General features: G+C 59.8%; 12 protein-coding genes. 1 reads left to right on the forward strand and 11 read right to left on the reverse strand.

What is annotated here, in order from left to right:
* Positions 1–4 precede the first annotated feature (4 nt).
* The 3 genes from hydA to AC0L4F_RS17680 all read right to left on the reverse strand — a co-directional run bounded on the left by hydA (position 5) and on the right by AC0L4F_RS17680 (position 3,215).
* Entirely contained in the window at positions 5–1,459 is a 1,455-nt protein-coding gene (gene hydA, locus AC0L4F_RS17670) for a dihydropyrimidinase (RefSeq protein WP_244690669.1), read from the reverse strand.
* A 46-nt stretch (positions 1,460–1,505) separates the two neighbouring features.
* Entirely contained in the window at positions 1,506–1,796 is a 291-nt protein-coding gene (locus AC0L4F_RS17675) for a GIY-YIG nuclease family protein (protein ID WP_244690671.1), read from the reverse strand.
* Between the two features lie 168 nt (positions 1,797–1,964).
* Positions 1,965–3,215: a Zn-dependent hydrolase gene (locus AC0L4F_RS17680; RefSeq protein WP_244690673.1), complete on the reverse strand. Its 1,251-nt coding sequence runs from the start codon at positions 3,213–3,215 to the stop codon at positions 1,965–1,967.
* Positions 3,216–3,373: 158 nt separating this feature from the next.
* Here AC0L4F_RS17680 and AC0L4F_RS17685 point away from each other — a divergent pair, with 158 nt between their 5' ends.
* A complete protein-coding gene (locus tag AC0L4F_RS17685) occupies positions 3,374–4,012 on the forward strand; it encodes a TetR family transcriptional regulator C-terminal domain-containing protein (protein WP_244690675.1) in 639 nt (212 codons plus the stop codon).
* A 259-nt stretch (positions 4,013–4,271) separates the two neighbouring features.
* Here AC0L4F_RS17685 and preA read toward each other — a convergent pair whose 3' ends face one another.
* The 8 genes from preA to AC0L4F_RS17725 all read right to left on the reverse strand — a co-directional run bounded on the left by preA (position 4,272) and on the right by AC0L4F_RS17725 (position 12,933).
* Complete coding sequence (gene preA, locus AC0L4F_RS17690; protein WP_244690677.1) at positions 4,272–5,576, reverse strand: NAD-dependent dihydropyrimidine dehydrogenase subunit PreA; 1,305 nt, start codon at positions 5,574–5,576, stop codon at positions 4,272–4,274.
* 123 nt (positions 5,577–5,699) lie between these two features.
* A complete protein-coding gene (locus AC0L4F_RS17695; protein ID WP_244690679.1) occupies positions 5,700–7,007 on the reverse strand; it encodes an NAD(P)-dependent oxidoreductase in 1,308 nt (435 codons plus the stop codon).
* Positions 7,008–7,221: 214 nt separating this feature from the next.
* Positions 7,222–8,241 (reverse strand): ABC transporter ATP-binding protein, encoded by a 1,020-nt coding sequence (locus AC0L4F_RS17700; RefSeq protein WP_244690681.1) that lies wholly within the window; start codon positions 8,239–8,241, stop codon positions 7,222–7,224.
* A complete protein-coding gene (locus tag AC0L4F_RS17705) occupies positions 8,238–8,987 on the reverse strand; it encodes a glycerophosphodiester phosphodiesterase family protein (protein WP_244690683.1) in 750 nt (249 codons plus the stop codon). Before AC0L4F_RS17705 ends, AC0L4F_RS17700 begins: the two co-directional genes overlap by 4 nt.
* Before the next feature lie 11 nt (positions 8,988–8,998).
* Positions 8,999–9,805, reverse strand: coding sequence for a carbohydrate ABC transporter permease (locus tag AC0L4F_RS17710; RefSeq protein WP_244690685.1), 807 nt, complete (start codon positions 9,803–9,805; stop codon positions 8,999–9,001).
* Positions 9,795–10,664: a carbohydrate ABC transporter permease gene (locus tag AC0L4F_RS17715; RefSeq protein WP_244690687.1), complete on the reverse strand. Its 870-nt coding sequence runs from the start codon at positions 10,662–10,664 to the stop codon at positions 9,795–9,797. Before AC0L4F_RS17715 ends, AC0L4F_RS17710 begins: the two co-directional genes overlap by 11 nt.
* 185 nt (positions 10,665–10,849) lie before the next feature.
* Positions 10,850–11,977 carry an ABC transporter substrate-binding protein gene (locus AC0L4F_RS17720; RefSeq protein ID WP_244690689.1) on the reverse strand — a complete coding sequence of 376 codons (1,128 nt, stop codon included), beginning with the start codon at positions 11,975–11,977 and terminating at the stop codon, positions 10,850–10,852.
* Between the two features lie 74 nt (positions 11,978–12,051).
* Positions 12,052–12,933, reverse strand: a complete 882-nt coding sequence (locus AC0L4F_RS17725; RefSeq protein ID WP_244690691.1) for a MurR/RpiR family transcriptional regulator — start codon at positions 12,931–12,933, stop codon at positions 12,052–12,054.
* Between the last annotated feature and the right edge of the window lie 11 nt (positions 12,934–12,944).

The following is a 12,944-nucleotide window of genomic DNA, read 5'->3' on the forward strand; positions in this document are numbered from 1 at the left end:
TTGATTAGACCCCACTCGCCGGGATTCCGGTCCGTTCCACCGCGCGGGGCGAGGTCAGCGCCTTCCATTTCGAAAGCGCCGTGTTTGTTGCGGTGTTTGGCGCGCGTTTGACGAATTCACCATGACCCTGCTGGCTGCGCAATTCACCGTCATGCACCGCCACATGGCCCCGCGTCAGGGTAAAGCGCGGCAGGCCTTTGACCTCTTTGCCCTCGAACACGTTGTAATCAATCGCGGAAACCTGCTTGTCTGCGGCAATGGTCTTGGTCTTCTCTGGATCCCAAACCACGATATCCGCATCGGCCCCCGGCAGGATCGCGCCCTTTTTCGGATAGCAGTTCAGCACCTTGGCGATATTGGTCGAGGTCACGGCAACAAATTCCTCGGGCGTCAGCCGCCCGGTGGCCACCCCATGGGTCCAGAGCATCGGCATCCGATCCTCCAACCCGCCGGTGCCATTGGGGATCTTGGTGAAATCGCCAACGCCAAAACGTTTCTGCTCGGTGGTAAAGGCACAATGATCGGTCGCCACGACGCTGAGCGAGCCGGATTGCAACCCGGCCCAAAGGCTGTCCTGATGTTTCTGATTGCGGAACGGCGGCGACATGACACGGCGCGCGGCATGGTCCCAATCCTTGTTGAAATATTCGCTCTCATCCAGCGTCAGATGCTGGATCAGCGGCTCGCCCCAGACACGTTTGCCCTGTTGCCGGGCGCGGCGGATGGCCTCGTGTGCCTCTTCACAGGACACATGCACGATATAGAGCGGCACGCCAGCCATGTCGGCAATCATGATCGCGCGGTTGGCGGCCTCGCCCTCTACCTGGGGTGGGCGGCTATAGGCATGGGCCTCGGGACCGGTGTTGCCTGCGGCCAGCAATTTGGCCGACAGATCGGCCACCACATCGCCGTTTTCCGCATGCACCATGGCAATTGCGCCCAGCTCGGCCAGACGTTGGAAGCTGGCGAACATCTCGTCATCCTGCACCATCAACGCGCCTTTGTAGGCCATGAAATGCTTGAATGTGTTGATTCCGCGCTCTTTGACCACGGTTTCCATCTCGTTGAACACCTGTTCACCCCACCAGGTGACCGCCATGTGGAACGAGTAATCGCAATGCGCGCGGGTGGATTTATTGTCCCACATCTTCAGCGCATCCAGCAGCCCCTGCCCGGGGCTGGGCAGGGCAAAATCGACCACCATCGTGGTGCCCCCAGAGAGCGCGGCCTGGGTGCCAGAGTCAAAGTCATCAGTAGAATAGGTGCCCATAAACGGCATTTCGAGATGCGTATGCGGGTCGATGCCGCCGGGCATGACGTAACAGCCAGTGGCGTCGAGGGTTTCGTCACCCTTCAGGTCCGGGCCGATTTCGGTGATCACCCCGCCCTCGATCAGAACGTCGGAGGTATAGGTGCGATCATGGGTGACGATGGTGCCGTTTTTAATGACTGTGGTCATGATGTTTCTCCCCTGCGGTGCGCAGTCCCGGACCCGATCCGGGACCTCAGCGAAACGAGGCCTCCATCACCAGGTCGGACCAATTCGGATTGTACTCGCCGATCAGCGCGTCTTTCCAGGCGCGTCGCCAGCGTTTGAGTTTGCGTTCCCGGGCGATCGCCGCCGGCAACGTCTGATGCGTTTCGAAATACACCAGCTTGCGAATGCGATATGTCGCGGTGTGACTGGGCCCGCGGCCGGAACGATGCTCGGCCATGCATTTTTGCAAATCCCCGGTCACACCGATGTAAATCGCGGTGTTGGAATTGCAGGCCGCAATGTAGGTATGAAATGCCATCCGGCAATTTTGCTGCCGCATGGTTAACAGAGGCATAACGCAGTCCCGGACCCGATCCGGGACCACGCATCCCACATGTGTTGAGGTCCCGGATCAGGTCCGGGACCACGACAGGGGCAACCACGGGACCAAGCACGGGGAGGGCAATCACAGGAGACGCCACTGGCCTCACCCCTCGATCCCCGCCGTTTCTACCACCGCATGTAGCAGAACATCCGCCCCGGCCTTGGCCCAATCCTTGGTGATCTCTTCGGCCTCGTTATGCGACAGCCCGTCAACGCAGGGACACATCACCATCGCTGTTGGCGCCACCTGATTGATCCAACAGGCATCATGCCCGGCGCCGGAAATGATGTCGCGATGGGAATATCCCAGCCGCTCCGCCGCATTGCGCACCGCGCTGACACAGCCCGCATCAAAGGTCACCGGATCGAAATGCCCGACCGGTTCGATTTGCAACTCCAGCCCAAGATCCGCCGCGATCTTGGCCGCTTCGGCTTCGTATGCCGCGCGCATCGCGGTCAGCTTGCTCAGATCCGGCGAGCGGAAATCGACGGTAAACACGACCTTGCCGGGGATCACATTGCGCGAATTGGGAAAGACATCGCATTGTCCAACCGCGCCGACCGCGTCCGGTTGATGGGCCATGGCAATCTGATGTGCCGCTTCGGTCATCCGCGCCATGCCCAGCCCGGCATTGACCCGCATATTCATCGGTGTCGACCCGGTGTGCGCATCCTTGCCCGTCACCGTGCATTCCAGCCACCACAGCCCTTGACCGTAGGTTACAACCCCGATGTCGCGGCCCTCGGCCTCCAGGATCGGGCCCTGTTCGATATGCAATTCGAAAAACGCATGCATCTTGCGCGCGCCGACCTCTTCCTCGCCTTTCCAGCCGATCCGGGCCAGTTCATCGCCAAAGGATTTGCCCTCGGCATCGGTCCGGGCATAGGCCCAATCCTGCGTATGAATGCCCGCAAACACGCCAGAGGCCAGCATCGCCGGGGCAAACCGCGTGCCTTCCTCGTTGGTCCAGTTGGTGACCACAATCGGGTGCCGGGTCTTGATGTCCATGTCGTTCAGCGTGCGCAGGATTTCCACCCCGCCGAGCACGCCAAGCACCCCATCATATTTCCCGCCGGTGGGCTGAGTATCGAGGTGCGAGCCGACATAAACCGGCAGCGCATCGGGATCGGTGCCTTCGCGCCGGGCAAACATATTGCCCATCTGGTCCAGCCCCATGGAACAGCCCGCAGCCTCGCACCATGTCTGAAACAGGGCGCGGCCCGCGCCATCCTCATCCGTTAGGGTCTGACGATTGTTGCCCCCCGCCACACCCGGCCCGATCTTGGCCATCTCCATCAAACTGTCCCAAAGACGATCAGCATTGATGGTCATGTTGGCGGCTGGTGCAGTCATGTCATCCCCCTCGGTGTGGTGGCCCTTTGGGCGCTTTGGTCGGTGTTTATGGTATTTGACCAATCGGTCAAAAGAAGGCTACCACGGGAAGCAAGTCAGTCAAGGCATTCGCTGTCCGGGCAGGCAATTGATGAAAATTTGGGCAAGGTGCTGGCAAAATGGCAGGAAGAGCCGCAAAATCGCAAACGAGCGGCACAGGCAAGCCACGTACGCGCATCCAGAAACGCAACCGTGAGATGATCTTGCGCGCCGCGTTGCAGGTGTTTTCGCAACATGGATTTCGCGGCGCGACTCTGGATCAGATCGCAAACGAGGCCGGGTTGTCCAAGCCCAATCTGCTGTATTATTTCCCGTCCAAGGATGCGATTCACCATGAATTGCTTCAGGGGCTTCTGGACACCTGGCTCGACCCATTGCGGGCGATGAACCCCGACGGGGAACCGCTGGACGAGATCCTGGCATATGTGCGCCGCAAGCTTGAACTTGCCCGCGATTTTCCGCGTGAAAGCAGGCTGTTCGCCAATGAGATTGTCCAAGGCGCGCCACGCATCCTGCCCTATCTGGAAACCGATCTGCGCACATTGGTCGCGGATACCTCTGGCCATATTGCGCGTTGGATCGACGAAGGCCGCATTGCCCAGGTTGACCCGACACATCTGATTTTTTCGATCTGGGCGCTGACACAGCATTATGCCGATTTCGAGGTTCAGGTGACGGCGGTTCTGGGCAAAGACGACCCATATGAAACCGCGGCCACACATCTAGAGACCCTATTCCGGCGAATGCTGGCGGTATAGTGCGGTTTTCAAACAATTTTGTCACCCTGCCCCGCTGAGCTTTGTTTTACTGATGCGCCTGATCCGCCGTTCGAAAAACGCCCTTCGAACAGGGGTTAACGCGCCGCGCCCTGACCAGATTGGCCGACCTGATCCGACCGCCCTGCCCTGACCGGCCTTCTCTGGCCGGTCTTCACTAGCCGACCTTCACTGGCCGGCCCGCAAATGAAACTCTCTGACGAAATCAGGACCGGTCCGGGGACCGGCCCTGACCGTGCCGTTATTCAGCGGCCTGAGACATCGGATTGTTGGGGTGCTTGGTCCAATTACCAGGTTCGCCGGGCACTTCGCGGCCGGTGCGTGGATCGACCACTCCGGGGGCCAGTTGCTCCATGGTGATACAATCCTCGATCGGGCAAACATCAACACAGAGGTTGCAAGCGACGCATTCGCTGTCATCCACATCGAACACCCGGTCGTCGGACATTGTAATCGCCTGGTGCGAGGTATCTTCGCACGCGGCGTAGCAGCGCCCGCATTTGATACAAGCGTCCTGATCAATCCGCGCCTTGGTGATGTAGTTGAGGTTCAGATACTGCCAATCCGTGACATTGGGCACGGCCATGCCGACGAAATCCTCGACCCGGGCGAACCCCTTTTCATCCATCCATTCCGAAAGCCCGCGCTTCATCTCTTCGACGATCTTGAACCCATAGGTCATCGCAGCGGTGCAGACCTGCACATTGCCGGCCCCCAATGCGATGAATTCTGCGGCATCGCGCCAGGTGGTGACGCCGCCAATGGCGCTGATCGGCAGACCGCGGGTCTCGGGATCGCGGGCGATTTCGGCCACCATGTTCATCGCAATCGGTTTGACCGCCGGGCCACAATAGCCGCCATGGGTGCCCTTGCCGTCGATGGTCGGTTCCGGTGCAAAACTGTCGAGATTGACCCCGGTGATCGAGTTGATTGTGTTGATCAGACTGACCGCATCGGCCCCACCCGCATTGGCGGCGCGCGCCGGTTTGCGAATGTCGGTGATATTCGGCGTCAACTTCACGATCACCGGTTTGTCGTAGTACTTTTTGCACCATTCGGTGACCATCTGGATGTATTCCGGCACCTGGCCCACGGCGGCGCCCATGCCCCGTTCGCTCATCCCATGCGGGCAGCCGAAATTCAGCTCGATCCCGTCACAGCCGGTGGCCGCCACACGGGGCAAAATGCGTTTCCAGCTTTCCTCATCACAGGGCACCATGATCGACGCAATCAGCGCGTGATCGGGATAGTCGCGTTTGACGCGGGTCATTTCCTCTAGATTGACCTCAAGCGGGCGGTCGGTGATCAATTCAATATTGTTCAACCCCAACAGCCGCCGATCCGCGCCATAGATTGCGCCGTACCGCGGGCCATTGACGTTGACGACGGGCGGGCCCTCTTCGCCCAGGGTTTTCCACACCACGCCGCCCCAACCGGCATCAAAGGCGCGGCGGACATTGTATTCCTTGTCCGTCGGTGGCGCCGAGGCCAGCCAGAATGGATTGGGGGAGGTGATGCCGAGAAAGGTGGTTGTCAGATCTGCCATGGGTTTGGTCTCCGAAATCTTGCTGCGCCGCGCAATGGCGGCTTGCGATCCCCGGTCCCGGACGTGATCCGGGACCTCCTGGGTGGTCTGGCATGAGGTCCCGGGGCGCAGCCCGGGACGCCATCACGCCATCAGCGCACTGTGTATATCCTCGGCAGCGTCGCGGCCCTCGGCCACGGCCACCACCGTCAAATCTTCGCCCGCGGTACAATCGCCGCCGGCCCAGACACCATTGATGCTGGTGCGGCCCGCTTCGGTCACTGCGATCTTGCCGCGCTCCACCGCCAGACCATCAACCGGCACCAGCGTTTGGCCAATCGCGCGCAGCACCTGATCGGCGGGCAACGTCACCTGCTCGCCCGTGCCCTGCAACCGGCCATCCACATCCGCCGTATATTCCAGCGTCAATGTCCCATCGGCATAGCCGACCGGCATCACATTGGTCAGGATTTGCACACCCTTGGTCGCCGCCAGATCCTGTTCGAACTGCGACGCGCCCATGCGGTCACGACCCCGACGATAGGCCAGCGTGACACTCTGAGCGCCCAGCAATTTCGACTGCACCGCCGCATCGACCGCCGTCATGCCGCCGCCAATCACCACCACATTGCGCCCAACCGGCAGATCCGCCAGATCGGCGCTTTGGCGCAGATCGGCAATGAAATCGACCGCATCCGTGGCGGCGTCATCGCCGTCGATCCCCAGCACATTCACAGCGCCCAGACCAACACCAAGGAACACCGCATCATGACCGTCGGACAGCCCCGCAAGGGTCAGATCAGCCCCAAGAGCACGGCCATATTCAATCGAAATCCCGCCAATCTGCAAAAGCCAATCGACCTCGCGCGCGGCGAAATCATCGGTGGTCTTATAGGCGGCCAGACCAAATTCATTCAGCCCACCGGGCTTGGCCCGCGCTTCAAAAATCGTGACCTGATGCCCCTTCATCGCCAAACGATGCGCACAGGCAAGACCGGCCTGCCCCGCGCCCACAACCGCGACATGTTTGCCGGTGTCGGCTGCGCGCGAAAACGGATGGCCCTGACGCGCCATCAGCGCATCGGTGGCATGGCGTTGCAAACGGCCAATATCCACCGGTTTGCCTTCGGCGGTTTCGCGGACACAGGATTGTTCACAGAGCGTTTCTGTCGGACAGACCCGCGCGCACATGCCGCCAAGAATATTCTGCTCCAGAATGGTTTTGGCGGCGGCCTCGGGCATGCCGGTTGCGATCTGGCGAATGAACAACGGAATGTCGATATCCGTCGGACAGGCGGTCACGCAAGGCGCATCATGGCAAAAATAACAACGATCCGCCGCGACGAGCGCCTCATGCGGATCATACGCCGGATGCAGGTCCGAAAAATTGGCCTCGATCTCCTGGGGGGTCAATCGCGCTGCGACGACACCTGGGGTCAATGGGGTGTTCATACCGTCTCCCTGTTCTTTTGGGAAATGGTGCCACAGGTTGAAATTTTATCAAACGGTAAAAAATAGACAAAATGAAAAGTGTTTTAACTCAAACGGTTATTGGAATTTTCCAATTCGACGCGTCCAAAACAGCCCGATCTGGCGCCCTGAGGACCCTGTGAAACAGGCCGCCAGATTGCGCCAAATCGGGTGATTCGAAATCCGGCAACCCGGTTTACAGCCGCGCGCCGGTGCTGCTGTCAAACAGATGCGCCTGGCTTGCGTCATACCCCAGCCAGACATGATCCTGACCTTCCACAAGGTCACGGCGGGGGGTGGTGACCACCAAGCGGCCCGCAACGGTATCGCAATGCAGGGTCAGATCCGATCCGGTCATTTCCGACAAAACGATCCGCGCCTCCAGCGCGCTGCCCGCCGCGTGATCCGGTTGCAGGCGCAGCGCCTCGGGGCGCAATCCAACGTGAAGCCCGTTGGTGTCCGCCCAATCCGGCAATGCGGCGGCGTCGACAAAATTCATCGGCGGTTGCCCCATGAACCCGGCAACAAACTGATTTGCGGGCCGGTCATAGATCGCCGCCGGTGTATCGAACTGCTGTAGATGTCCGTCTTTCATCACCGCCACCCGGTCGGCCAGCGACAGCGCCTCGGTCTGGTCATGGGTGACATAGACGATGGTGGCGCCCAATTGATTGTGCAACGCCTTGATTTCCGTGCGCATTTCCACGCGCAGCGAATTGTCGAGGTTCGACAGGGGTTCATCCATCAGGAACACCCCGGCGCTGCGGGCCATGGCGCGCCCCATTGCCACCCGCTGGCGCTGGCCGCCGGAAAGCGCACCGGGTTTGCGGTTCAGATAGGGGTCAAGCCGCAGGGTTTTCGCCACCTCTTGCGCCCGTGCCACCCGCTCGGCACGTTTTATGCCGCGCAGCTCCAGCCCGAAGGCGATATTGTCCTGCACCGACATATGCGGATAGAGCGCATAGTTCTGAAAGATCATGGCAATGTCGCGATCCTGCGGCGCGACATCATTGACGCGTTTGCCACCAATTTCGATATCGCCATCTTCGCAACGTTCCAGCCCGGCAATCAGCCGCAAAAGCGTGGATTTGCCACAGCCGGACGGGCCGACAATCACCACGAATTCACCGGGCTGAATGTCCAGCGATACGCCGTGCAGGACCTGCGGCCCATTGGCATAGGATTTACGAATATCCTTGAGGGAAATGCCGCTCATGCTGCGCCCCCCTGCTCAAACTTATGCCGGACCGCAATGGCCAGACTGGGGCGGTCGGTGGTGAACACCTTGATCCCCATGCGCAATGCCTTTTCGATCTGCGGCACTGTGTGGGCGGCAAAACAGCCGAAATCCAGGCCCGCATCGCGCGCCCGCGCCTGTAGCGCATCATCGGCTGTGTCGATCATCACGCTGATTTCCGGGATACCATGCGCCAGCGCCATTTCCACAACGCCCGCATCACCCAATTGCCGCAGCACCGGTGGGCTGACCAGCCAGAGCCGGGGCCGGTCGCTCAGCCGGGCCAATTCATCCTGGGTTTCGATCAGGAAAGAGGAAAATGTCGTGCGTTCCAACATGCCCTCGGCCCGCAGCAAATCCAGCACCGGCGCAATGAAATCGCGATAGGGGCGGCCATTTTGATCCGGCTTGAACTCGCAGCGGAAATTGACATGGCTGTCACGATAAATGGCGCATAACTCGGCCAGGGTCAGCGGATGACCGCCCGCACCATAGTCGATCACGGCGGCGCGCACGGTGGCGGCCTTTAGATCGGCGATCGCGCCGCTTGTGTCGGTCGTGCGGTCCAACGTGGCATCATGATGCACAATGATCGCGCCATCGGATGTGGGATGCAGATCAAATTCGACTTCTTCCACCGCCAGCGCCGCCGTGGCGCGAAACCCCTGTGGGGTGCTGTCGCCAAATTCCAGCGTGCCGCCGCGATGTGATGCAATACGTGTCATGTGATGTTCCGTCATTTCACGGCCCCCATGGTGATGCCGCGCACCAGATGGCGCTCGACGAGAAAGAATCCAAACAGGATGGGAAGGATGGTGATGGTGGATGCCGCCATGACAAGGGGCCAGTTGATGACATCCTCGCCGGGGTTTTCCTTGTAAAGCCGGGCCAAACCGATTTGCAGCGTATACAGATCCTGATCGCTGATCGCGACCAAGGGCCAGATGTAATTGTTCCACTCAGAGATAAAGATATAGAGCCCCATGGACAGGATCGCGGGCCGGGCAATCGGCACGATCACCCGCCACAGCACCTGATACGGGCGGGCCCCGTCCATATAGGCGGCCTCGTCCAGCGCACGCGGAATGCCGCGAATGTATTGCCGCAGGAAAAACGCCGCAAAGCCATTGGAAATCGCCGGCAGGATCAACCCGGCATAGGTGTCCAGCAACCCGACCTTGGCCAATGTCAGATAATTGGGGATCAGGGTGATATGGCTGGGGATCATCAGCGTCGCCACGACAGCGGCAAACAGGAAATCCCCGCCCGGAAAGGTAAACCGCGCAAAGGCAAAGGCCGCCATGGTCGCCATCGCCAACCCGCCCAGGGTCACGACCCCGGACACCAGAATGCTGTTCCACAGATAACGGACAAAATCATACTGGCCAAAGGCCTCGGCATAATTTTCCAGGGTAAAATGCGCGCCACCGGAATAATAGGCATCCACCGTCTGAAACGAGATCCAGATGGTATACAGCACCGGTGACAGGAATATCAGCCCGGCAACCAGCGCGGCCCAGGCCCAAAGTGTCTCAGGCTTCATAATGCACCTTTCGTCCCAGCACGCGGGATTTGAAAATGGCCAATCCGATCAGCAGGATGAACAACATGACCGCCAGCGCCGATCCCATGCCGATGTCAAACAGGGTAAAGCCGACCCGATAGAGCATGTTGACCAGCATATCGGTCGCGCCCGCCGGGCCGCCCTTGGTCATCACATCGACGACGGTGAAAACCTGAAAGGCCTCGATCACCGAAATCACCAAAAGGAAATAGGTCGTCGGCATCACCAGCGGAAATGTCACCCGGCGAAACACATGCCGCTTGCGCCCGCCATCGACGGCGGCGGCGTCATAGAGTTCCTGCGGGATCGCCTGAAGCCCGGCGATATAGATCACGATGTCATAACCCAGTTGTTTCCAGGTGTTGACGATGATGATCACCCAAAGCGCCAATTGCGGGTTTTGCAGCCAATAGACCTTGGGGATGCCGAACATCGCAAGAAAGGCATTGATGATGCCGTAATCGGTGGCGAACAGCCAGGAAAACACCACCGCAATCGCCACGGTCGAGGTCACAGACGGCAGGAACAGCGCCCCGCGCAACAGGCGCTGCGGCAAAGCCTCGCGCACCAGATAGCTGGCGATCGCCATCGCAAGACAAAGCCGCAACGGCACCGAAATCAGCGCGAAAATCGCCGTCACCCGCAAGGAATTCCAGAACTCGTTCGACGACATGATCAGCCGGTAATTGTCCAGCCCGACCCAGGGTTTGTTATCGCTGAGGAAATCCCATTCGCGAAACGACAGATTCACGCTGGTCACGATCGGAATATAGGTAAAGACCGCGATGAACGCGATCAGCGGCAGGACGAAAAGATAGGGCGTAAATCTGGAATGCATGGCAATCCCCATGGGAAACGCCGGGCCAGTTTTGGCGGCCCGGCGTTGTCAGGTTGTGCAGATTTAGTTGGTCCGGGCTTCTTCGCCGCGGGTCCGCTCTGCGAAATCGTTCAGGGTCTCACGCACATCGGCCTGACCCAGGGCCATCGCCTGCCATTGGTCATATTCGCTGGCGCGCATCCATGTCACAACCGGCGGGCGCGGACGGCCACGGGCCACATCCAATTGGTTGATCGCAACGGTGATCCCCGGCTCGCCCTCAAGTGCGGCGGCGGCAACCGGTTGATCCTTGGTCTTTTTGTTGATCGGCATATAGCCGGTGCCCGCAAACCATTTGGCGTTGGATTGGCGCCGGCCGCATAGCTGATGAACTTGTAAGCGGCCTCTTTCACGTCATCGTCAGAGGTCGACAGGATCCCAATCCCGGCACCACCAATCGGCGCGGCGCAGGTTTTGTTGCAGGGCATCGGCAGCACCAGAAGATCATCGCCAAGCGCGGTTTTCGAACGGCGATAGTTGCCGGTCGAATTCATCATCATGCCGACCTTGCCCGCAAGAAACGCATCGCGGCCATTGTTTTCCTTGGTCACGCCATCAACCGAGGCAACGCCGTGTTCATGCACCAGCGACGCCATCCATTCATAGGCTTCAACGGTGTTGTCGGCATCAATCAGGATCTCGCCCGAAACGCTGTCGATCAGGTCGCTGTCATTGGCCATGATCAGACCCCAACGCGCGAACTGGCCCGGTGCGGCGATGCCCGAAATACCCTGATCGCCCAGGTTTTCCTGAACCGTTTTCGCGGCTTCCAGGATCTCGTCAAAGTTGGTCAATGGCGGAATGTCGGACATGCCCGCATCGGCAAAGATCGCGGTGTTGACATACATCACCGGCGTCGAAGAGTTGAAGGGCACGATATAGTTCTTGCCTTCGAACACACCCACTTCGCGGGCGAAATCGAACAGGTCGTCTTTCAGCGGATCTGCCTCAAGATACCCGGTCAGATCGGTCAGAACACCCCGGTCCGCAAACAGACCATAGCGGGTCACTTCCATGATCACCGCATCCGGCGCGCGACGCGCGGGAATGGCGGCCTGAAGCTTGGTCACGATGTCATTGTAGTTGCCGATATGTTGCGCATCAATTTCGATACCGGGGTTTTCCGCTTCGAAATCCGCAATGATGCCATCCAGAACTTCGCCGCTGGCGTTGTTGAAGCTGTGCCAGAATTCAACGGTCGTGTCCGCCATGGCGCCGGTGGCAACAAGGCCCATCAGCCCGGTCAGGGCAGTCGTTTTCAGAGTGATCGACATGAGTATATCCTCAGAAGATTTACGATTGAAAGTGAGTGACTTTTTTTGTTGTTATCGGTGGGTTGCGGGGCGGGTCATTGCCAGGGATCCGGCAAAGTGCCGCGAAATTTTCGGTAATTTTCCAACGCGCGCAGCGACCGGCCTTCGTCGATGCCGGCCAGATCAAGGATGATGGCGTTGGCGATGCTCATCGGCACCACAAGTGATTGGCTTTCGCCGGGGCGGCCGCGTGTGGCCTGGATCAGGTGATCGGGGGCCGGGGTGATCGGTTTGCTTAAAACGTCGGTCAGCGCGAGGAAGGTTGCCCCCTGTGTGGTCGCCACATCGCGCAATATGCGCACGGTGGGTTTCGGTCCGCGAAACGACAGTGCCCAGATCACGTCCTGCGCGTTCAAATCGGTCAAGGCCGTGCTCATCCGATTGGCATGTTCGCCAAGGTCGGTGGCATTGTATCCCGACCGGCCCAGCCGCAGCGCAATCAGCGACGCCAAGCTGGCGGCATGGCCCTGACCAAAGACAAAGATCCGCCGGGCCCCGCGCAAGGCGGTGGAAAATGTTCGGATATGCGGATCGGACAGCGTGTCGCGCAGCTGTTCCAGCGCGGCAATTTCACCCGCAATCACCGAAGAGAGCACCCCGCCCTCCTCTGCCTGCACCAGACGTGCCGCCATCCGGGCCGAGGCGCTGGTGAAATCGCCGTCCCCTTCGACCAGATTGTTTTGCAGGAAACTGCGGAACGCCGGATAGCCGTCAAATCCCAACCGACGCGCCAGCCGGATCGCCGAGGCCGGGTGAACCCCGGCGCGGTTCGACACCTCTTTGCCGTTTTCCATCGCCGCGCGCACCGGGTCGCGCATCAACACGTCCAGCAAACGGCTGTCCGCCCCGGTCAATCTGTCCGAGTTGCGGGATACCAGATCATGAAGACCGGCGATTTTGCGGGGTTGCTGTGTCATCGCAATCGAAA

The organism is Marinovum sp. J2-8, assembly GCF_055808435.1.